Source organism: Methylomonas fluvii, from assembly GCF_014850975.1.
Taxonomy (GTDB): Bacteria; Pseudomonadota; Gammaproteobacteria; order Methylococcales; family Methylomonadaceae; genus Methylomonas; species Methylomonas fluvii.
This window is the reverse complement of record NZ_JACXST010000003.1, coordinates 1,512,660-1,534,481: the sequence shown is the minus strand read 5'-3', so window position 1 is coordinate 1,534,481 and position 21,822 is coordinate 1,512,660. Positions and strand designations below refer to the sequence as shown.

The 21,822-nt window shown below is 53.7% G+C and carries 20 protein-coding genes; 8 read left to right on the top strand and 12 right to left on the bottom strand.

The window, feature by feature from the left end:
- Positions 1–38: 38 nt before the first annotated feature.
- The gene (locus tag EBB_RS24585; protein ID WP_192396263.1) at positions 39–1,289 is read right to left on the bottom strand and encodes a YfiM family lipoprotein; all 1,251 of its coding nucleotides are present in this window, start codon (positions 1,287–1,289) and stop codon (positions 39–41) included.
- Positions 1,290–1,370: 81 nt separating this feature from the next.
- Entirely contained in the window at positions 1,371–1,655 is a 285-nt protein-coding gene (locus tag EBB_RS24580; protein ID WP_192396262.1) for a type II toxin-antitoxin system HicA family toxin, read from the bottom strand.
- 214 nt (positions 1,656–1,869) lie between these two features.
- Between EBB_RS24580 and EBB_RS24575 the strand changes: the two genes are divergently transcribed.
- Positions 1,870–2,031 carry a hypothetical protein gene (locus EBB_RS24575; RefSeq protein WP_165786391.1) on the top strand — a complete coding sequence of 54 codons (162 nt, stop codon included), beginning with the start codon at positions 1,870–1,872 and terminating at the stop codon, positions 2,029–2,031.
- 97 nt (positions 2,032–2,128) lie between these two features.
- Here EBB_RS24575 and EBB_RS24570 read toward each other — a convergent pair whose 3' ends face one another.
- Positions 2,129–2,431: a DUF805 domain-containing protein gene (locus EBB_RS24570; RefSeq protein WP_192396261.1), complete on the bottom strand. Its 303-nt coding sequence runs from the start codon at positions 2,429–2,431 to the stop codon at positions 2,129–2,131.
- 12 nt (positions 2,432–2,443) lie between these two features.
- On the bottom strand, positions 2,444–3,130 hold the full coding sequence (locus EBB_RS24565; RefSeq protein WP_192396260.1) for a glutathione S-transferase: 687 nt from the start codon (positions 3,128–3,130) through the stop codon (positions 2,444–2,446).
- A 146-nt stretch (positions 3,131–3,276) separates the two neighbouring features.
- Between EBB_RS24565 and EBB_RS24560 the strand changes: the two genes are divergently transcribed.
- The gene (locus tag EBB_RS24560) at positions 3,277–4,869 is read left to right on the top strand and encodes an ABC-F family ATPase (RefSeq protein ID WP_192396259.1); all 1,593 of its coding nucleotides are present in this window, start codon (positions 3,277–3,279) and stop codon (positions 4,867–4,869) included.
- 38 nt (positions 4,870–4,907) lie between these two features.
- Here the strand turns inward: EBB_RS24560 and EBB_RS24555 are convergent, their stop codons facing one another.
- Entirely contained in the window at positions 4,908–5,747 is an 840-nt protein-coding gene (locus EBB_RS24555; protein WP_192396258.1) for a cupin domain-containing protein, read from the bottom strand.
- A 5-nt stretch (positions 5,748–5,752) separates the two neighbouring features.
- On the bottom strand, positions 5,753–6,370 hold the full coding sequence (locus tag EBB_RS24550) for a sigma-70 family RNA polymerase sigma factor (protein WP_192396257.1): 618 nt from the start codon (positions 6,368–6,370) through the stop codon (positions 5,753–5,755).
- Positions 6,371–6,829: 459 nt separating this feature from the next.
- Here EBB_RS24550 and EBB_RS24545 point away from each other — a divergent pair, with 459 nt between their 5' ends.
- The 5 genes from EBB_RS24545 to EBB_RS24525 all read left to right on the top strand — a co-directional run bounded on the left by EBB_RS24545 (position 6,830) and on the right by EBB_RS24525 (position 12,817).
- Entirely contained in the window at positions 6,830–7,519 is a 690-nt protein-coding gene (locus EBB_RS24545; RefSeq protein WP_192396256.1) for a DVUA0089 family protein, read from the top strand.
- 92 nt (positions 7,520–7,611) lie between these two features.
- Positions 7,612–9,252: a DUF4331 domain-containing protein gene (locus tag EBB_RS24540; RefSeq protein ID WP_192396255.1), complete on the top strand. Its 1,641-nt coding sequence runs from the start codon at positions 7,612–7,614 to the stop codon at positions 9,250–9,252.
- A 60-nt stretch (positions 9,253–9,312) separates the two neighbouring features.
- Positions 9,313–10,488 (top strand): tetratricopeptide repeat protein, encoded by a 1,176-nt coding sequence (locus EBB_RS24535; protein ID WP_192396254.1) that lies wholly within the window; start codon positions 9,313–9,315, stop codon positions 10,486–10,488.
- 152 nt (positions 10,489–10,640) lie between these two features.
- Entirely contained in the window at positions 10,641–11,750 is a 1,110-nt protein-coding gene (locus EBB_RS24530) for a HupE/UreJ family protein (protein ID WP_192396253.1), read from the top strand.
- A 425-nt stretch (positions 11,751–12,175) separates the two neighbouring features.
- Entirely contained in the window at positions 12,176–12,817 is a 642-nt protein-coding gene (locus tag EBB_RS24525; RefSeq protein WP_192396252.1) for a helix-turn-helix transcriptional regulator, read from the top strand.
- A gap of 756 nt (positions 12,818–13,573) precedes the next feature.
- Here the strand turns inward: EBB_RS24525 and EBB_RS24520 are convergent.
- A complete protein-coding gene (locus EBB_RS24520) occupies positions 13,574–14,920 on the bottom strand; it encodes an IS5 family transposase (protein ID WP_225587194.1) in 1,347 nt (448 codons plus the stop codon).
- Between the two features lie 188 nt (positions 14,921–15,108).
- Here EBB_RS24520 and EBB_RS24515 point away from each other — a divergent pair, with 188 nt between their 5' ends.
- The gene (locus EBB_RS24515; RefSeq protein ID WP_192396251.1) at positions 15,109–15,423 is read left to right on the top strand and encodes a hypothetical protein; all 315 of its coding nucleotides are present in this window, start codon (positions 15,109–15,111) and stop codon (positions 15,421–15,423) included.
- 342 nt (positions 15,424–15,765) lie between these two features.
- On the opposite strand, the gene EBB_RS24510 is transcribed toward EBB_RS24515, so the two are convergent.
- From EBB_RS24510 to EBB_RS24490, 5 genes are all read right to left on the bottom strand, one after another.
- Complete coding sequence (locus tag EBB_RS24510) at positions 15,766–18,039, bottom strand: FUSC family protein (RefSeq protein WP_192396250.1); 2,274 nt, start codon at positions 18,037–18,039, stop codon at positions 15,766–15,768.
- Entirely contained in the window at positions 18,036–19,193 is a 1,158-nt protein-coding gene (locus tag EBB_RS24505; protein ID WP_192396249.1) for an HlyD family secretion protein, read from the bottom strand. The genes EBB_RS24510 and EBB_RS24505 overlap by 4 nt, the downstream gene beginning before the upstream one ends.
- 15 nt (positions 19,194–19,208) lie before the next feature.
- Positions 19,209–19,478 (bottom strand): YtcA family lipoprotein, encoded by a 270-nt coding sequence (locus EBB_RS24500; protein WP_192396248.1) that lies wholly within the window; start codon positions 19,476–19,478, stop codon positions 19,209–19,211.
- 30 nt (positions 19,479–19,508) lie between these two features.
- Positions 19,509–19,949, bottom strand: a complete 441-nt coding sequence (locus EBB_RS24495) for a MarR family winged helix-turn-helix transcriptional regulator (protein WP_225587743.1) — start codon at positions 19,947–19,949, stop codon at positions 19,509–19,511.
- A gap of 148 nt (positions 19,950–20,097) precedes the next feature.
- Positions 20,098–21,612 carry a TolC family protein gene (locus tag EBB_RS24490; protein ID WP_225587742.1) on the bottom strand — a complete coding sequence of 505 codons (1,515 nt, stop codon included), beginning with the start codon at positions 21,610–21,612 and terminating at the stop codon, positions 20,098–20,100.
- Between the last annotated feature and the right edge of the window lie 210 nt (positions 21,613–21,822).

Below are 21,822 nucleotides of genomic sequence, written 5' to 3'. Positions count from 1 at the left end.
GCGGCTCCCCGCTTAGCGAGATTTTCATTCAGCCATCATTAGCGCGATGCCGGCAAGATTGCGATGCGGTTTTCAATGTCTTGCATCAGTTGTTTGTAGGCCTCGCCATCGGTGCCGCCGAAGCGGCGGATAAATTCGGCTTCGCTTAGCGATTCCGGTAAATCGGCGGTAGCCGGCATCATCTGATTTTCGTTGGCGACAGCCATAATCGTTTGGATTTTCCGTGCCATTGCCGGGCTGGCAACGGCTTGTTCGCCCATGCGCGTCCCGGCCCGGTCGGCGGCGAGGTCGTTAAACGAAAAACCGCTGCCGCCGCGCGAATCTTCTATTTCCTTAAACAAACCCACCGCGTCGGCCAGCGGGGTGCCGGAATAGGCCGCCAGCATCGCCGAAACCAAGTAATGTTTGGTCAGGTCGTCGCGGCCGTTAAGCGTTATTTGGTGCCAAATCGGGCGGGGCCAGAGTCTGGATTCCGGGAGGATTTTCGTCAGGCGCTGTTGATTGACATAAAGCGTCAATACCAGAATCAATGCCCGGTTCTCCTGAATCGGGTCGTTGCTGGCGCTTCTTTGTGCGGCCAGCTGAAACAGCGGCTTGCTGAAATCAGTGAGACTGACGCTTTTGCTATCTGTCCGGCTTAGTTCCGCTAAACACAGCTGATAAGCCTGCAGACGCTGTTGGTCATCAGGCGTTAGCAAGGCGCCGCGCAATTTGCCGGGCAGGTCAGCTTGCCAACGATAGGTTACCGTCAGGCGCTGAGGTTGAAACAGCACATGCTTGATAATATCGGCGAAGGCTTGCCGATCAGCTGCTGGTTGCAAGGTGTTGAGCGCCCATTTCAGCAAGGGTTTGGCCAGCATGCCGGGCAGCCGGAGTTGCCCCAAAGACAGTTGGTCTACTTCCGGTAAGTCGCTGGTTTGCTTAAGCTCCAGCGTCAAATTCAGATACTGGCCTACGGGATTACGGGGCAAAGGCAAGCTGGCTTCGATGTGGGCGCGGCCTTGATAGATCTGTAAACCCGCCACGCCGTTGGCGTATTGATTGGTAAGATAATTGATCGCCAGGTCCAGTTCCTGTTGATCCAGTGCCACTTGGGCGATAGCGCCTGACTTTAAACGGCGCGGATCGTTTTGCCGAAAAATCAGTTTGCCGCGGGCAATTTGTTCCGGTGTCAGGTCGGCTCGGGTTTGTAATTTGGGCGTGTCATCAATTGCCAGCCATAGCGCCAGTCCGGACAATACAGGCAATAGCAACACTGCCAGCAATACGCTTTTTGTAATCCATTTCATCGGGCGTTTAGTTCAATCCTTGCTGTGGACCATGGTCATGTTAAGCGCTTAACACCTTAATAGCTTAGAGCCGGCGTTGGGCTAACGTGGTTTGTTGCGCTGTTCTTCATAGGCGGAGGGACTGACGCCGGCGCTTGCCAGATATTCGCGCAGATGTTTGATTTCTTGTTTAGTGCATATGCCGCTGTGGTGCGGATGATGCAACACGCCTTCGACATTATTCAGCATCACGTGAAAGCGCGCACCATGGCTAGGTTGCAGGTTGGCGCCCAGGTGATGCAACAGCGATTCTATTTCCCGCCAATGGATGTTACCGCTAAGCGGGTCCTGGAATATGGCGCGCAGCAGATTTAAATGGTGGCTCATGACTACATCCTCCTGCATCAATATCGATAGCGTACGTTTGAATCAGTGAACCGGGTTGAGGTTCAACTTGGTTGGGGAACAGTCGTGTTTAATCATATTTGTTTCAAAATAAGAAACAAATCATACAATAAATGCCTTATTGTAAATAAACAGCAAAGGTTTATAGTTAAACCGTCTTCAATGAATCGACTGAAACCCAGTCAAGGTGGAAAAAATGAACAAGTCAAGCAATCTGTATAAAGACATAGTCACCGGATTGTTTTTTGCAACCGGTATGTTCAGCTTTCTGTCCGGTCAGTTTGTTCTTTCCACACTGTTTTTTGGCGCTGCTTCGCTGTTTAGCAATATCGAAGTGGCCAAACCCGTCAGGTTCTGAGTTTTTTCGTAGTACCTCCTCGTTGTAACGCTACACATTCCACAGCCTCCATCCTGCTCAAGGTGGAGGCTTTTTTTGTTGTTAAGCAGGTGATTTATCAGTCGGAATCGGATTTTTTTGAGGTGTCCGAGACCACGGTATATTCGGCTTCCAGGCTTTGTTCGTCGCCCCGCGCATTTTTAAGTTTTCGCAGCAACCACCAGCCTCTGATACCGATTATCGCCACCGGAATCAGCAGTAAGGCAAAAAACGCTGAAAATACCACGGTGCCCAGTATCGCGCCGGCAATCATCGCCGGAATGCTCAGCGCACTGGACAGCTTGCTTTGCGGCGGTGACTCGAGGCGGGGATGGGCGCCGGAGCTGTCGATGCGGATGGTTTTTTTGTAGATTTTTAACATGTCGGGCACCTATTAAAATGATACGAGGCCGGCCTCGTTGCCGAAAAGGACTAACGGGTCGTCAACTTTCCAGGGCGGGTATTTTCGCATAACCGCTGCAAACAAATTGGACCTTAAAAACGTGTCCAGCCATTGTTGCAGGGCTGGATACGGCGAACTTTCAAACCAAGCATTATCCACAGCGGCAAACTGGCGGATAAACGGTAGCGTGGCGGCATCGGCCAGACTGAAAGTATCGCCGCATAAGAATTTGTGCCGCTGCAAGCGGGTTTCCAGCTCGGCTAAAAACACTTCGCCTTGTTGACGATAGTCGGCTGGTGTTTGTTCCGGATAGCGGTCTGCGTATTTGTAACGGTCTAAATAGTGTTTGAATGCGCCGTCGTTCCATTCAATCAATCTCTGCGCGTCTTGTGGAGATGGCTCCAGCCAGTTTTGCGGATCGTGTTGCGCCAAGGCCCACTGCATAATTTCCAAGCTTTGCTCGATGACGTCGCCGTTGGGTAACAGCAATACAGGCACCGTGCCTTTCGGCGAAATGGCCTGCATGGCTTCGGGTTTATTGCTCAACTCGATTTCTCTGAGTACGACGCTCAGTCCCGCTACGGCAATGGCCATGCGCGCCCGCATCGCATACGGGCAGCGGCGGAAGCTATACAAGATGGGGTAAATTTGTTCTGTGGTGGCGGGCAGTGCGTTCATGTGGGGATGGTCAGTGACTCATTACTGTAAATGATCGTCGACTAAAGTCTGGTAAAATAACCGATTTTCGCGTCAACCTAATTTATTTCGTCTTACGCCTCAAGCGGCGACAACGCTCTTTTTACTCTTAATCCTCGGACACTCTCTTGATTTCTACCGCTAATATCACCATGCAATTCGGGGCTAAGCCCCTGTTTGAAAACGTTTCCGTCAAATTCGGCAACGGCAACCGTTACGGCTTGATCGGTGCCAACGGCTGCGGCAAGTCTACCTTCATGAAAATCCTTAGCGGCGACTTGGAGCCTACATCGGGCAACGTCAGCATCGACGCCAACGAGCGCGTGGGTATCTTGCGCCAAAACCAATTTGCCTACGAAGAGCAAAGAGTGCTGGATGTGGTGATGATGGGCCACGCCGAAATGTGGGCGGCGATGTCGGAACGGGACGCGATTTACGCCAATATGGAAGCCAGCGAAGACGATTACATGCGCGCCGCCGATCTGGAAACAGTATTCGCCGAATTCGGTGGCTATACCGCCGAGGCCAGGGCCGGCGAGTTATTGCTGGGTTTGGATATTCCACTGGAACAACATAACGGCCCGATGAGTGCGGTAGCACCTGGCTGGAAATTGCGGGTGCTGTTGGCGCAAGCCTTGTTCTCCAATCCGGACATCATGTTGCTGGACGAGCCGACCAACAACTTGGACATCAACACCATCCGCTGGCTGGAAAATGTTCTTAACGAGCGCAACTCGACGATGGTGATCATCTCGCATGACCGGCATTTCCTGAACAGCGTCTGCACCCACATGGCCGATCTGGACTATGGCGAATTGCGGGTGTACCCGGGCAATTACGACGATTACATGACCGCCGTGACCCAGGTACGCGAACAATTGCTAGCCGGCAACGCCAAGAAAAAAGCTCAGATTGCTGAGCTGCAAACCTTCGTGGCGCGGTTTTCGGCGAATGCTTCCAAAGCCAAGCAAGCCACCTCGCGCGCACGACAGTTGGAAAAAATCAAGCTCGACGAAGTCAAACCGTCCAGCCGGGTTAATCCTTTTATCCGTTTCGATCAAGCTAAAAAATTGTACCGGTTGGCGGTGGAAGCCAAGGATTTGGCCAAAGGCTATGGTACGGAACCCTTGTTTAAAAACTTGAATGTGATGATCGCGGTCGGCGAACGGGTGGCGGTGATCGGTCCCAACGGTATCGGTAAGTCCACCTTATTGAAAACTTTGGTAGGCGATTTGACGCCCGACAGCGGCGAAGTGAAATGGGCCGAGAATGCCGATGTCGGTTATTTTGCGCAGGATCATGCCGAAGATTTTGCCGAAGACATGCCGCTGATCGAATGGATGGGCCAATGGCGTAAGGAATCGGACGACGACCAAACTATTCGGGGCACGCTGGGACGTTTACTGTTTTCCAATGACGAAATCTACAAATCCGTCAAAGTCATTTCCGGTGGCGAGCAGGGCCGGATGTTGTTCGGCAAATTGATTCTGCAAAAAAATAACGTCATGGTCTTGGACGAACCCACCAACCATTTGGATATGGAATCGATCGAATCGCTGAACGCGGCTTTGGAAAACTACCCCGGCACGCTGATTTTCGTCAGCCACGACCGTGAGTTTGTCTCCTCGCTGGCTACGCGGATTATCGAACTGACGCCGAACGGCATCGTCGATTTCAGTGGTAATTATGAAGACTATTTAAACAGTCAAGACATCAACTAAGGCTAAGCCGCCAGGGTACTCCGGCGCGGATAAACCGGTCAGTAATCTCTGCCGCCGCGCACGAACAGCGTCGCACCAACGTCGGTATAGACCTCGCGGTGCGCGCTGCCGGCCGGCGCCAGTTGGTAGTCGCCGGCGCGCAGCAAAAGGTCGTCGATAAACAAGTCGCCGTCCAGCATCATGCATTCCTCTTCCAGCTGATGGCCGTGTGCCGGGCATTTGGCGCCGGCTTCCAAGCGGTAAAAGCTGGATTCGCGTTCCCCGTCCCGCCACAGCGGTTTTCTCCAGACGCCGGGGGCTATTTCCTGCCAGTCGTCTATTTGCCCGGCAAACACGCTAACCGAATCATCCTTGCCAAACGGCAGCAGACCGCCCAACACTTCCCGCAATACCTCACGGTTATCGCCCAGCGACGTACCGCGCAAATAGGCCAATGCGCCATTCGTCGAACTTATCCCGCCGTGCCGACTGCCGGCCGGCGAGGCGTGGTAATCCAAGGGGCCGAGCCGCAAGTCGCCCATTTGCAAATCGCCGCGCAGCACGATGCCTTCTTCCAGACAGTTGTGGCGGTGGGGTATCAGGCTGGCGCCGGGGGCGAATTCGATCAATACCGAATGGCCTTGCCGGCCACCGTCCCAGAGCGGTTTGACGCGGATGCCGGCTTTCAGGGGTTGCCAGGGGCTGTGTCTGGCGCGCACGGTGAGTAAGCCGGCTTGTTTGGCAAGGCTGGCCGTGACTTGCGCCATCAGGTCTTGGCGTAGCGCAGTGCGGCGTGCGCCGGCAACCGGAATCGGTGCCAAGCCGTCGGCCAGCAGCGTTTCAAGCTGCTGCAAGTCGGTGGCGTCTGTGCTATCCAAAGGCGGGAATTTGTTTGTCATATTGCTTAGTTAACCTCGCCAGTATCGGCTGTCAAAAATTGCTGCATCGTCTGCAACGCCCGGCGGATATGCGATTTCACGGTACCCAGGGGCAAACCGCTGCAGGCGGCGATTTCGTCGTGGCTCAAACCTCGGAAAAAAGCCAAAGACACCAATTGCCGGGGCAAGGGCTCCAAAGCCGCCAGGGCCGTTTGCAAGCGATGGCCGTGCTGCACTGCCGATAGTAAATCCGGTGGCATTTGGTCGGCTGGGGCTTCGATCAGCGCCAGCGCCTCCGGTTCCAACTCACTTAGGTTACCGTCGAGTTGCCGCAAGGCGTCCAGTGCCCGACTGCGAGCCATCGTCATCACCCAGGCTTTTACCGAACCTCGCTCTGCATCGAAGCGCGGCGCCTGCCGCCAGATCTGCCAGAACGTGTCTTGAACCACTTCTTCGGCGCATTGCGCCCGCCGGGTGATCCGTAGCGCCAGACCGTAGACCTGATCAACCAAGGTGTCGTACAACTTACCCAACGCGGCTTGATCCTGATCCACGACGCCGCCAAGCCATTCCCGCAATAAGGCTTCGTCGGCAGGTGTTGCTGGTTGCCTGTTCTCGTCATCGTTCAAATCGCTATCCGCCATTGTTCTCGTGTCCCTTTAAAAAGCTATACGCTGCATCGGTTGGTTTGGATGCACGACGATGGTGGGATAGCACTTAAAGTGTGAATCAGGCGACATAAGGCATATGGATTTCTCTTGGTTTGCCAAGATTTGGTAGCCGCATTCAAGAGGTCAGACACTAAGAGTTGGCCGTTGAACCACTATAAAACAGCCGTTTGCGCGTGGCAAATAGTCAAGCGGCTGATTTTGCACTGGTTAAATGCCCGTGTCGTTCGCTATCGAAAGATGCTTATGCGCCAAGTACGGACCAAGCTCGTTGTACAAAACCCTCCGCAAATATTTTTTACCTGTTTTGCATCCACCGCCGAATTTGCCGCGTATCAGTCATCGCAAGCCGGCGCGAATGCCGTGTCTCACCATCCGAATGCGAAATCCGCTGGAGGCTTGCTATTTCTAACCACAGACTTAGAGGAAGCCACGATGAAAAAGCTATTTCCGGTTGCGTTGTTGGGCGCCTGCCTGACTGCAGCCACGGCGGTTGCGGCCGCGGACTTTGATTTTAACGGCAACTTTGCCAACGATAACGATAAGCTGAGCTTTGCCTTTTCGCTCGGCTCGCCCGGCACGGTGACCTTGTTTACCTCGTCCTGGTTGGGCGGCGGTTTCGATCCGATTTTGACGCTGTGGGACGGTGCCGGCAACCAATTGGCCGAGCAAGACGACGGCGATTTGGGCGGCAGCCAATTGTCGAACGGGGTTAATTTCAATTACGGTGAATTCGACAGTTATCTGGCCATCAATCTGGTCGCCGGGAATTACCTGGCAACCTTGACTCAATACGACAACTTTTCGGTCAGTACCGCGCTAGCCGATGGTTTTTTAAGGGATGCCGATCCGCAATTCACCGCCGCTTTCGGTTGTTCGAACGGCCGGTTTTGCGAAGGTTCGTTAACCGATAGCAATGGCGATCCGGTCGAACCGAATCGCACGGCAGCTTGGAATTTACACATTCTCAACGTCGCTAATGCCCAGATTGCCAGCGTACCGGAACCCCCAACCTTGATGCTGTTGAGTTTGTCCGGCTTGTTCGTGCTCGGTGGCCGGCTGGGCAAGGCTAGATCCGCGCCGCGAGCCGACGCGCAAGCGGCCAGCCCGGTCCGTTTGGCATAAATTCCATTTTCCGGCATCCGTTTGCCGATTTTCCGCGTATTCCCTAACGCAGCTGGCTGAAGCTGCGACATTAGCTAATGAGGAATTTGATTATGAAAGACTTACATCACAACAGCCGTTGGCCGCTGACACTGTTCGCCAGCTCATTACTATTAATGGGCGGCCTACCGTCCGTTCAGGCCGCCAATCATCGCGAAGCACCGTTAACTGCGTTGGATACCAAGGCCGACATCACCGATTGGTATGCCTTTGTCAGTTATAACGATCCCAGCAAGGTGACGATGATTCTGAATGTCGATCCCTTGCTGGAACCCAGCAACGGCCCGAATTATTTTCCGTTCGATCCGGAAATTTTGTATGAAATGAAAGTGGATAACAATTTCGACGCCGACGAAGACATTACCCTCCAGTTCAGATTTAAAACCGAAAACCGCTCGCCCGGCGTGTTTACCGGATTTGTCGGTGCCGGCACCGGCATTGTAGCGCCGGCTAATTCACCCAACCCGATCGCAGCCGGTACCTTGATTGTGCCGCCGGCCATTACCGCGCTGGATGGCCCAGGCTCGGAAGGTTTGGGGTTGCGGCAAAGTTATACGGTGACGCTAATCAAAGGGAAGGGCGCCAACCGGCAAGTTATCGATCTGACCAATCAGCAAAAGCTCTACGCTGTGCCTTCCAACGTCGGACCGCGCACCATGCCCAACTATCAAAATCTGGCCAGCCAGGGAATTTATGATTTAGGCGGCGGGGTTAGCGTGTTTGCCGGTACCGTCGACGATCCGTTTTACATCGATTTGGGCGCGACTTTCGATACCTTTAACTTTAGGGCCGGTGCGTCCGGCGTGGGCGTGCCGGGGGTGTTTTCCGAAGATCAAAATGATGCGGAAAACCAAAACTTCGCGTCCGACGACGTGTCCGGTTACAACGTCAATTCCATCGCCATCGAATTGCCTATCGCCATGCTCACCCAGGACGGCAAGCAACATAGCGCCGGCGAAGCCTTGGCGGTAATCGGCACCTACGCCACCACCTCGCGGCCACGCACCAAAGCGTATGCCGATAGACCGGGCGGCAAACCCAAACTCGCCAATGCCTATGTGCAGATACAGCGCATGGGTAACCCGTTGATCAATGAAGTGTTGATCGGCACCGGCGATAAAGACAAATTCAGCATGAGCGAACCTAAGGACGACGCGAGTTTTGCCGGTTATGTGCTGGACCCGCTTTTAGCTAGAGTCGTCAACGCCGCTTACGGCGGTGCGGTACCCATTCCAACGCCACCGCGCGTTAATCCGGCCAACCCCAGTTTCGATCTAGGCCCCTTGGTGTTTTATGCCGCGCCGATTTGTCCCGGCTGTTCTCCAGCGCAGCGCGGGCCGGTGGCTGACTTGCTGCGTTTGAACACCGGCATCGGTCCCGCGCCCTCAAGCGCCCGCAAACGCATGGCGTTTCTGGCGGGCGATAGCGCCGGTTTTCCGAACGGGCGGCGGGTCTCCGACGACGTCACCGATATTGCCGCGCAAGCGGTGGTAGGGGTGTTGAATCCGGCGTTTAACAGTTTTCCGAATAACCGGATCGCAGACGGCGTTAACACCAACGATAGAAGCTATCAGGAAGTGTTTCCTTATGTCGCTTTTGCCAATAGCGGCCGGCAAAGCCGCCATGTCGACCCTGGTGAGGCCAGTTGCTTCGATGCCGTCTCCCTGGCTGTGGGAAGTTGTCCAAACAATTAGAAGAGGGCAGGGGGCGGCTGCGTTCGCCCCCTGTTAGCTAACCATCCGAAGGAGGAGTCAATGAAGCACTGGCTTACATTAGGTTTATTGATGTCTGTTGCTGTGTTCAGCGATGCAGAGGCAGAGGCGCAAGCTTATCTACCCAAGACCGATGACGAAATCGTCGAAGTCTTGCCGGCCAGGGGCGACAGTTGGCTGGAAATTCGTTACTTGCGCAAACAAGTCGCGGCGCAGCCCAATGACTTGGAACCGGCGTTAGCTTTAGTCCGGCGCTATATAGAACTGGGCCGCGCCGAATCCGACCCACGCTATTTCGGCTACGCGGAAGCCGCATTGACACCTTGGCTGGCGGTCGCGCAGCCGACAGCCGAAGTGCTGACGTTGCGAGCGACCTTGTTTCAAAATCGCCACGAATTTCCGGCGGCCCTGGACTATTTGCATCGGGCTTTGGCGCGTCAGCCGCGCTTGGCACAAGCCTGGTTAACGCGGGCGGCCATTTTGGAAGTGCAAGGCCAACACGCCGAAGCGCGGAACAGTTGTATACCTTTGCTGAAATTAGCTGAGCCGCTGATTGGCCAAGTTTGCCTAAATTCCATTCTGAGTGTTTCCGGCCAGCTCGACACTGCTTATCGCCAGTTGGCTCTCGCAGTAAGCACTGTGCGAAGTGCCGCACCGGCAGATAAACAATGGGCATTGACCACGCTGGCGGAAATGGCCGAGCGCATGGGTAATACCGATGCGGCCGACGGTTATTACCGGCAGGCGCTGCAAATGCCGCGCCGCAATGGTTATCTGTTGGCTACCTATGCCGATTATTTATTAGACCGGAATCGTTTCCAAGAGGTGGTGGAATTGTTAGCCAACGATACGCGTGCCGATGGCTTGTTACTGCGGCTGACTTTTGCCGAAAAAGCATTGCGGCTGCCAATTGTCGCTGTGCATATAGACGCGCTGACCGCTCGCTTTGCTGCCAGCCGCATGCGCGGCGATACTAGCCATCAAGGCGATGAGGCGCGTTTTTTATTGCATGTGCTGAACCAGCCTGAATCGGCGCTGGCGCTGGCGCAAGCCAATTGGGCCGTGCAGCGCGAGCCGCGCGATGCGCGCATTTTCTTGGAATCGGCGCTGGCAGCCGGCAAAGAGCTTCAACCGCTGCTGACTTTTTTAAGTGAGTCCAAATTGCAAGATGTGCGACTGCAAACGCTACTCGCGCAAATTGGTGGGAGCGGAGTATGAACGGGCCGGAAAAATTACTTCACCCCTTAAATACTGTTTGCCCTGGGCCTCTCGACTGCGCTCACGGCAGGCCTGTCGACGGGCAGGCCCCGCCAAGCTTAGACGGGTTAGGCTCGAACCGAATACCCGGGGTCATTTGGGTCGGGTTAATCATGGTCTGGCTGCTGACTGCAAGTTTTAGCGTTTTTGCCCATAAGGCCAGCGATAGTTACATGACGGTGCAGGTTGACGGGCAGCAGATCTCCGGGCAATGGGATATTGCCTTACGCGACCTGGATTACGCCTTGGGTTTGGATACCAACGACGACGGCAATATTACCTGGGCGGAGTTGCGAAATAGTCGGGATGTTGTGTATGCCTATGCGCTGAGTCGTTTGCAAATGACGATGGCTAAGCAAGTCTGTTCGCTGCAGGCAGGGGATTTACGGGTGGACGAACACAGCGATGGTCATTACGCCGTATTAAATTTCCGGGCGATTTGTCCGTCTGCGTCCGGGCCGTTGTCGATAGAATATCGCTTGCTTTTCGATCTCGACCCGCAGCATCGCGGGCTGATAAGCGTTGTTCATGCCGGTCAAACCGATACTGCGATCTTTAGTCCGGATCGGCAAACCAGCGAGTTTATCTTGGACGCTGAGCAATCCTGGTGGCGAACGTTGGGCCATTTTAGTTACGAAGGGCTTTGGCATATCTGGATCGGCTTTGACCATATCCTATTTTTGCTGAGTCTGTTGCTGCCGGCGGCTTTGGCATGGGAGAAGGGCGTTTGGCAGCCAAAACCCAGCTTTAAGTCGGTATTTTTCGACGTGCTGGGGGTGGTTACAGCCTTTACACTGGCACATTCATTAACCTTGAGTCTGACCGTGTTGCACTACATTTCACTGCCGTCCCGCTGGGTGGAATCGGCCATTGCCGCGTCGGTGGTATTGGCGGCGCTGAATAATATTTATCCGGTCTTGGTAAAACGCCGCACCTGGTTTGCCTTTGCTTTCGGCTTGATTCACGGCATGGGTATCGCTAGTGTGCTGCTGGACATGGGCTTGCCGGATACGCAACGGATATTACCGCTATGGGGCTTTAATTTGGGTGTGGAAGCAGGGCAGTTGGCGATTGTCGGTGCGGTTTTGCCTTTGATAACCGGCTTTAGCCGCTACCGGTATTATCCGGTATTGGTGATGAAAACCGGTTCGGCATCCATCGTCTCCGTGGCTTTGGTCTGGTTAGCGGAACGAACGCTGGATTTTCAGATGAATATTTTTTGAACAACTCGTTTACATCATTCCGCCGGATATTCACCAGATACTCTGGGGTAAAACGTGGTTATTGTCATTTCCTCTTCGGAAAAGGCCGGGCCGGTGGAGATTTTTCAAACAGCTCCCCATTATCCCAGTTGACCGGCTTGGGTGCTTTTGCGAAATGGCGGAACCCTTAACCTAACGGCGTGGGCTAATAAATTGCCCCTTGAATAAGTTGCTCTCGTCATGACAGCGCACGCAGGATTCGGAACACTGAATTCAAACTACCGGATTAAATGGGTGGCATACCAAGCCTGCGCGGCGATATTTTTGAGCTGAGTGAGGACATCGGGTCGCCAATATCAAAGGACTTAGTTAAATCAGCCGGCACATTGTCGTCGACCTTCTATACTTAGTGGAGACTGATTTTGTGCACTAAGGAGAGTCAAGCCATGCTAGAGCGCAGAGGACAATTAAGACGAAGAGAATCAGATCGCGTCGAGGACGATCTTTACAAGACCTTTTCCACCCCGCATTGCCATCATTGCCTGCAAAGCTGGGATGAAAATGAACTATTACTGGATAGCCAAAAACAACTGATTTATATATCGCCACAAGCCACCGGCATCATCAAACAACACCCCACGCTGTTTGCGCTGTCGCCGGGATTTAAACTACTCAACCCCCAACACGCCGCCAAACTGGAAAGCTTCGGCACTGGCAAAGCTCATCACACCGAGCCACTTTGTCTCTTGCTGGAAAATGACCAGGAATCGCAAAGAATCCTGCTGAGCTGCCATCAATTACCCAAGCCCGCCACCAGCATTCCCCATGCCGCCCGCTACCTGCTTAAGCTGCATTATTTCTGTCATTTTCAATCCCTGAAATGGCAGCAGTTCATACGCCAATATGCCTTGACCCGTGCCGAAATCCGCTTGTGTAAAAGTCTGGTGGAAGGATTGACCCTGACTGAATACAGTGCTCAGTGGAATATCACCACCGGTACCGCGCGTAGCCAATTGCATGGGGTGTTAGGGAAAACTGGGACGAGAAGGCAGGCGGATTTGTTGCGATTGATTTATTTGTTTACGTAGGGGTAGGGGTGAGGGGGTTTGTCTATCAGTTGGTAGATGTGGCGGTTTACGTGCGCTGATATTCTTAAGTTGCCGTTGTAGAACGGTGGGTGTGATTAGTGGAGTTTAGTCGCACGAAGAAGTTTGTTCTTCCGAATACGCTTCGCTATTCGGCGCTACGCGGGCTGACTAAGGGATGCGGGAACGGGCAACATAACAATCTCCAAAACCGATTTTTAACGCAGTTTGGATGATATACAGAAGGGAAAAATCCTTGTAGTTCACGAATTAATTGTTGCAACCCAAGTTTCGTGGTTGATATACCGTTATCAGCTTAATAACTTGTTGATTCGACGACATGAATCTCATGGCAAAAATTAGACAAAGGCGAAAAAAAATGGTTTTGAGCGTAACCGCTTTTTGGTACGCGCTTAACTTTGTTAAAGCGGATACCAAAAAGCGGTTACGTACTTCAAATTTTGAATTTTTTTTCGCCTCATTTTCAAGTGTGGTCATGCGCATCATGGCGCACATCAACTAAAAGCTCGAGCTGACTCCGCTTCGCTCCGCAGCTCAGCTTTCTGTTAGGGCGCAGGAGATTAGCGCCAAGTGGAGCTGGTTACCACTGAAAAAAACAGGGCGGTTTCCGAAAAGCCTTACGAGTAGGAAAACCCATAGTCTTAGGAGAACGGTATGTCATACACGGTAATCGATAGAAAATCAGAGTCGCATAATTAGTCGTCCCTGAAAAAGCCGATATTTTCCGAACACCAGCATTCAGGCCGACAATAAAAACGGCGCGCTCAATGGCCGCGCCAAAATCCGACATGGCGGTCTCCAAAAATGAGGCAAAAAAATCCTCAACTGCCTGAGGATCATACGGATATTGTGGCCAGCACCGCATAAGATGGCATGCATGGCATCGCCCAGTTCGCCTTTCAGGTAATTGCGGCCCAGCAATCCGTCGTTTTTGAGGTGCCCGATGACGGGTTCGATGGCATTGCGGCGTTTGAGGGCGCGTTTGAGTCGCCGGGTGTTTATTCCTCTCTTTTGCCGGGCTTTGTAAATGGTCACGTTCGGGACCTCGACACCACGGTATCCTAAATCCACAAAAGCTTCTTTTGCGCGTGTACCGCTTAGAATCTCCGCCTGTTCCAGACACGATTCCAGGGTGTGTCCATCGTAGGGATTACCGGAAAAGCTGCGGGCGCCGAGCACAAAATTACTTTTGTTGGTGACGGTGATGCCCACTTTGACGCCGAATTCATACTTCTTGTGGACTTTGCCTTTGGAAATGCATTCGACTTCCGTGGCGTGGAAACTGTACAGCTTGTTTTTATCCTGGGGTTGTTGGTTCAAAATCCGTTGGGTTTTCTCTAGCGTCTCTTTAAAAGCCAATTTGACTGCATCGGATTGATCCGTCAATTGGCGCTCGATATCTCGGTAAACCCGACCCACCAAAGTTTTGAGCTGTTTGAGCATTTTGCGTTTGCGCTTCATTTGCTTGGCATGACTGTACCGGTTCGCCATCATCAGCAAATAGGGGGCTTTGCGGTTGTAGTTCTGCCGTAGTGTAATCTCATGCTGCTCAGCCAGACGTACCATGTGCTGGCGACAGCGTTCATACAATTTTCCATCGGTCGGATACGTGATGGCTTTCTCTTGCACCGTGCTATCAACCGTCACCGATTCAAAATCCTGTTTCTTCACGGTCTTGCTGGCTACGCCAGCCTGGATCGTCACCGATAACATCCACTCGCAACCTTCTTCTCCGATCCGTTTTCGCCAATAGGTCAGTGACGTGGGGTGGCAAGGTATCTGGTGTTGGAAATACTCTTCGCCACAAAAATATTGCCAATAGGGATTTTCAAGCCACTGTGCCACGACCGCTTCGTCCGAGCGTGCAAACGCATGTTTGAGGTAATGAAGCCCGGCAATAAGACGCGTTGGCAACGCCGGAGCGCCTTGGTTCTCGGTAAAAAATTCACCGAACGCATCATCCAGTACTTTCCAATCGATCAAATTTGCCAGTTGGTAAAGCTCATGCTTCGGATTCAACAGGTCGGCCAGTGGTGTGTTGAATAGATCGATTTGGCCGCTACTTTCTTGGGATTTTGGCTTCATTTTCGATAAAAATTTGCAAGAAATTAATATCTATTTTACTAATTTCTTGCAATTATTGCCCGTCTTTTTCTTCAATTATTTATTGTGTTTCAATGCTTTAGCCGTGAATTTGTGGCTTTTCAGGGGCGACTAATTACGGTAAATGGCGCCTAACAGAGAGTGTTACTACAACGTTAACACTGCTGAACATGGGTAATGGCAAGATAGGGGTAAGTTACGACTCAGTCTTTAGTGGCGTGAAAAGCGGCCATGTTCAAGGAGGGCCTATAGAAATCAATGGCGACATAACAAAGGTCGTCAATGATTCACCCCGAGTGGCAGTCATTGTTAGCCAGTTCAACAAGAGTCCAAATTACATATCGATGCACATTGCGATTACGGTAGACATTCCGGTAATCGGAACGCAAACGCTCTATAGTCAGACGCTTGGCGGCCACTACGACGCCATCACGGGATGGACGGTTGCCATAAGTAATATCAACATCAAGGAGCAGAACACCTAGCGAGGAGCTCAAGCCGACCCAGCGCGGCCGGCGTCGTGGGTTGTCTCAAGCGTCGTGCCACGCGCTGGTCGGCTTACTTTGGTCGTTATGTTTCGCAGCCCGGTAGGTTGGGTTAGGCGCTAGCCGTAACCCAACACGTTGGCCTCCGATTGTTGGGTTACGCTCTATTGAGCTAACCCAACCTAAGGTACTGGTGATGAAAACCGGTTCGGCATCCATCGTCTCCGTGGCTTTGGTCTGGTTAGCGGAACGAACTCTGGATTTTCAGATGAATATTTTTTAGCTACTTGGCGTATGTCGGTGCTGCTTATTGCATGTGGATACAGCTGTAGTTGCCTGGTCTTAGTGCAAATCAATATCTCGAGCGGATTTTTGTGGAGTTGATATGGCAGCCAGCGCGGTTGTTTCGATGTGCGCCATCAGCTCGACGATTTGCTGGTCCAACATAAAGCGCAGCTCCCATTCCATCGCCAAATCGTCGGCCAAGCTGTCTATCCCATGATGATCGATATAGCTTTGATGCAGACGTGTTTGATGTTTGGCAAGCTCAACCCGCTTGCCCGGTTGCTTGCTCTGCAAAAGCTCGGCGGCATGCTCGATGGCATCAGCCAGCGCGGTATCGAATGCCCGGCTGAGCTGTTGTAATTCGTCGGGAAAATGGCTGAAGCGCTGGCCGCTGAGTAAGCGATAGCGTTTGCGGACCTGCAACAAGCCGGATAAATGGCCGGCGTCTCTGACAATAGCCCGTAATGCTGCCCGTTCATGCACTTTTTCGGCCAGGCGCGCATCCGGTTCCAATACTGCATGCGCCAATAAGTCTTGCGCGGCGGCCAGCTGTTTTTCCGCCGATAGCCGTAAGGGTAAGGTGTAAGTAAATAGCTGACTGACATCGGGTAAGCGGCTGGTGAAATTGGCAAGGGTGCGCAACGCCGCAATGCTGTGATGGCGGGCCAGCACTGTCGAGCGCCGCGGCCACAGCGCATAATCGATAACACCCATTACGATCAGTCCCAGCAAAATGCCGATGACCCGGTCGCGCGGCAGATACAGATCGGTGACTTGACCGAAATCGTGCAGCACAAACAACGCAAACGAAAACCCCAGTTGCCGGCCCAGGTAGGCGATGCGTTCGCTGCCGGCGGTGATCCAGGCCGCCAATGCCCAGAAAGGCGCTGTGGCGAAGGCAAAGCCGACCACGGTATCGAGCTGAGATTGGAAGATCAATACATAAAAATAAGCGCAGATGCCGCCGACGGCGGCACCCGTCACCCGCAACAGCGAGAGCCGATAGTCGGCGCCGAGACTGGTTTGCGCCGCGACCAGACAGGTGGGAATGGCGGTGTTGATGTCCGGCCAGCCCAGGCTTTCCACGATCAGCATGCACAGGATCGCGCCCAACGAGAATTTAATGCCAAATTGCACGCTGTCGGCATGGCTTGCCCAAAACGCGTAACCCAACCAGGCCGGCAGCCAGCCATGTTCAGGCTTATCGTCGGATTGCTGGTCGATGTCGCTAGTGCCCGCAGCATCTACAGGTTGATATAAAGCCTGCGTCAAACCGGCAATGCGTTGCAAGGCCCGCCACAAGGCGGTTAACAGCGACGGATTCGACTCCCGGGCATAACCTTGCAATACCTCCTCGCTTAACAAGCCCGTGACGTCTGCGGACACATCACGTGATTCCGCCAGACCTTGCCGCAAGTTATCGCAGGCGCTTTGCAAGGCCTGATAAACATTTAGTTTTTCCGGCGTCAGTGGCTGGGCTCGATATTCCGCGGCCAATACCTGATTCAGCCAATCCGCCAACTGCCGCAGACCGTCGATTTCCAGCAGAAGTGCCCGGTAAGTTTGATGGCGTTGGTGCAATCCGGGGTGGATCAATTCGGCATTCGCCAGCAAACCCAAAAGCTTGCCGAGGTTGCCGGCAGCGGCATGCATGGCGGTGTCAGGTCTGGGGCTATAGGCGCCGGCATCGGCCAGGCGGGCGCTGAAGATGTATTCCACCGCCGCCAGCTGCGTGGCAATCTCGGCTTTTAACAACTTAAGAGGATCTTGCGGTTTGATAGTCAGATGCACGACCGTCCAGGTTCCCAGCGCCAATACGCCAATGATCGGGATGTTCCATAAGGCATGGTAAATGTTTTCATCCGGCGTGCTGGGGCTGTACAGCACCGCCACCGAAAACCATAACGCAATGCCGGTGGGCCAGGCGATCAGCCGGGCGTGAAACAGCGATAAAGCCAAGATAACGAACGACAGCGGCAACAATAACCAAGGGTCGTTGCCGGCTAGCATCAGCGTCAATACCGATGCCAAGGTCGTAACCATCAGGTAGCCGAGCTGGCGTATTCCAAATGCCAGGGATTGGCCGGCGTTGGCGTAAGCGTCGTAGCTTAGGCAAATCAGGATGGAAATCGCCCCCAGCGGCGGGATGTGCAAGGTTTGGCTAACAAGTGCGATCGTCAGTGTGACGACGAATAAGCGCAGAGCGGCGACGCGACGCGCCGGTGTATCTTTGAGTTCGGCAGTGAGGAATTGCCCCAGGCTGGTGCCAAACCAAAGCCGGCTGGATTTTGGCTGCGCGCTTGAAACTGGCTGGCTGTCGCCACGGGTCATGACGGCGGCAGAGCTGCACCGGCTGCGTCGGCAGTGGCTTTCAGTACCGTGACAAACGCGGTCATACCCATGCGCAACGGATGCTCGGGGTCGTGCTCTTTAACCTCGATTCTTACCGGAAAACGCGAAGCCAGAATGACCCAGTTCAGCGTGCGATCCACTTCCGGCAACACGCCATGCTGTTTGATATTGTCGGGTGAGTTGGCCCAGCCGATCCCGGTCACCACGCCGCGAAAGCGCTTGCTCGGATAAGCAACCAGAAACACCTCGGCTTCCTGGCCGGGTTTGATCGACTGTAAATAAGTTTCCTTGAAGTCGGCGATCACATACCACTGGCGGTCATCGACCAAAGCGAACATTTGCGCGCCGGCCTTGGCGTATTCGCCTTCGCGGGTATTCAAATTGGTGACGTAGGCATTAAACGGCGCGCGCACATAACAGTATTCCAGATCGAGTTCGGCGGCGGTGACCATGGCTCTAGCCGCTTCGATGCGGGCATTGACGTCGCCGACTTGGGCGATTAACGATACCGCCCGCCGGCTATCGCTTTTGGCTTCCTCGATGGCACTGCGAGCCGACAGTTCTTTGGCTTTCGCATCCGCCAATTCGGCGCGCGAGGCGGCATAGCGGGAGCGCGCCTGTTTGAGCTGGTCGGTGGTGACATATTGCTTGTCGGCCAAAGGTTCCAGGCGTTCCAGATAGTTATGCAGATATTCGTCTTCCGCCTCGATTTTTTTCACTTCGGCATTGGCGGCAGCGCGCTGATGCTCCAGGCGTTCGATGGCCATTTCGGCGGAACCGCTGGAGGCACGCCGGGAATCCACCTCTTTTTCCGCCAGCAGTAATTCGGCCTTGGCCTTGTCCAGTCTGGCTTGATACGGTTGCGGGTTAATCACATACAGCAAGTCGCCTTGTTTGACGTACTGATTGTCTTGTACATGCAGTTCTACGATGCGGCCGCTGACTTCCGGGGCGATGCCGACGATGTTGGCGCGCACCATCGCATCGTTGGTGCGCGGATATTGATAATTGATATGCCAAACCAGCGAACCGGTCGCCACCGCGCCCAGCACGATGGCTATGCCAATGATACGGCCGAGCAATATCCGGTTTTTCAGGCTTAACCCTGGGCTATCGTTTTGAGTGTTTTCCATCAGGCACCGCCGTTTTCATGCTGCATAAAACACCAACCAGATGACAAAGGTGCATAAGGCCCACAGGCTGGGCGCAATCAGCAGCGGCGATCCCAAATGGGGCGCCAGCCGGTAGCGCACCAGTTGCCACATCAGCAGCATACTGGCGGCCAGTCCGCTGAGAATGCAAATAATCCAAGCCGGCCAGAACGAACCTTGCAGGCTGAGCAGCGGATCGCACCCGGTCAGGAAAATCGAGAGACTCGCCAATAAAAATCGGTAGCGAATTTGTGCCATAGCCATCATTCGCACGACCTTAAGCTTAGAGTTCGAGCGTTAAAATTCATCATCGAGTGGTTCGATATGATTGCCGCGAGCGGCGATGACCGCTTCATGCAGCCGCTGTAAATCCGCCTCCAGCTTTGCGATGTCCTCGGGCACATAATCGTCGAATAGGCGACCGATATGGGCCAAATGTTCGGGGAAAGTCTGTTCGTATATGGCGCGGCCCGCATCGGTCAGGCGGATTATCTGGCTGCGGCCGTCTTTTTTCGAGGCCGACCTTTCCACTAGGCCCTTATCCTCCAAGCGGCTGACCACGCCGGTGAGCGTGCCTTTGGTAATCAAGGTTTCTTCGCCAAGTTTTTTGGGCTGCATGCCGACGGTTTTGCCCAGCGTGATGATGACATCGTATTGCGGCAAGGTTAATTCAAGCCGGTGAACGTGCCTTGCGGCATAAGACAAAAAGGCTTGGTGGGTGCGGAGTAACTGGCGCAAAACGCTTGGAAATGTAGAGTCTGAGGACATAATGTGAAAATAATTGTTCTAATTAGGATTCGATAATAGCTGTAAGCGCATTCATGCTCAAGACCATCCCGGTGAATGGGGTTGCCGTTATCGGCTATGTTGTCTAAAAAACGGCCATTTAACGCTCGTCAGGCACGTCTTGGTTTTGCTTGCCTGACACATAAACCAGTGTCGCGGCGGCACGCAATAAGCTCGCCCGACTGTCGATTTCGGTAAAGCGGGCGCGCGCCAGATCTTTTTGTGCCGACAACAGCTCGATTACCGTCGAAAAGCCGTGGGTGTAAGACTCCTGGGTGGCGGCATAGGACTCTTCGGCGGCTTTCAACAGCGCCAAGGCAAACTCGCGCTTTTCCAGCGCGGTTTTGGTATCGGCGTAGGCTTTCCAGATGTCGCGCATGATTTCCAGACGTAAGGCTTCCAACTGAGCTTGGGATGCCGACCTTTTGGCCTCGGCTTCCCGCACCGCATTGCTGCGTTCAAAACCGTCGAACAAGGTCCATTCCACATTCAACATGGCCGTATCGACCATGGCGTTGGCGGAATAATTCTCTCCGCCGCTCGGCTTGGTATGCACGTCGCCCCAATATTGATTTCCGACCATGCCGCGTAGCGAAATCTTAGGCCAGAATTCCGCTCTGGCCTTTTTAACTTCCGCTTCGCGGGCGCGCAATTCGGCGAGGCGCGCCAGCAAATCGGGACGTTGTTCCAAGGCCTGGTCGACGATTTTTTCCACCGATTGCGCCAGTTCGGCGGGTAAGGGCAGCTGGCTCAGGTCGACCAAATGCAGGCTGTAAGCCGGCGAAATACCCAAATTCGTGGTCAAATCGGCCCGTGCCTGAGTCACCGAGCCGCGTGCATCTTGCAGGTCATAACTGGATTTTGCCTGCTCTTGCAAAGCCAGCAACAGGTCGGGTTTGGTGGCCAGGCCTTGTTTGAGTTTGGCTTGCACCGAGTCGGCGTTGGTCTTGGCCGACTCGAAAGTTTGCTGCGCCGCCGTCACCTTGGCCAAGGCGGCCTGATAAACAAAAAAACTGCTGGCCACCCGATAGGCAATTTCTTGGTGTTTGCGGTTGAAGGCAAAATTAGCCGCACTCAAACGCTCCGCACCGGCATCCACCAACGCCTCCCGTCGCCCAAAATCGAATAAGGTCCATGCCAAATCCAGACTGGCGAACGCCGCGTAACCGTTGCTGACCAGCGCGCTGCCGGGGATGGGAAAGCTGCTGGTGAAATGCTGGCCGAAAGCCATTGCCGTTAGCGTTGGATACCACGTGCTGCGATTTCTTTCCAGGCGCGCGGCGGCGGCTTTTGCTTCCTCCCAGCTAATCCGGGTTTCCGGATGTGTGCGCAAGGCCAAGTCCACCAAGGCCGGCAAATCGTAGGTTTGCTGGGTATCGATTCCGGCGTCTGCAGCGCTAGAACTGGATGTATCAGGTGCTGGCGGGCGGTTTTGGGCTTGATAAACGCGCCAAGACACAGCCGACTGGGCAGGGACTGGCGGAATGTTTTCTGCAAGCGGTAGCGGCGTCGGTACGTTGCAGGCTGTCGACAATGTCAATGCCGCAATCGCCGCGTTGCGATAGGTTGGCGCTAAATAGGCCAATAGTGCCGAACTGGAAACGAATTTTTTCAAGCGTTTATTGGGTTGTCGAATCACTCTAATTTGGAAAAAATCCCCTGGTCATTGCTGTATTGTTTAAACCCGACTCTATCATTTATTTGGGGCCGGCGAGAAACAGTTCATTGATGCAGTGACTGTTTTATAAAGTCGTTGCACGTCAAATTGCAGTTTTTTTGATTCCCACTCCCCACTCCCTCCCGGCGGGGAGAGAGTGGATCTGCC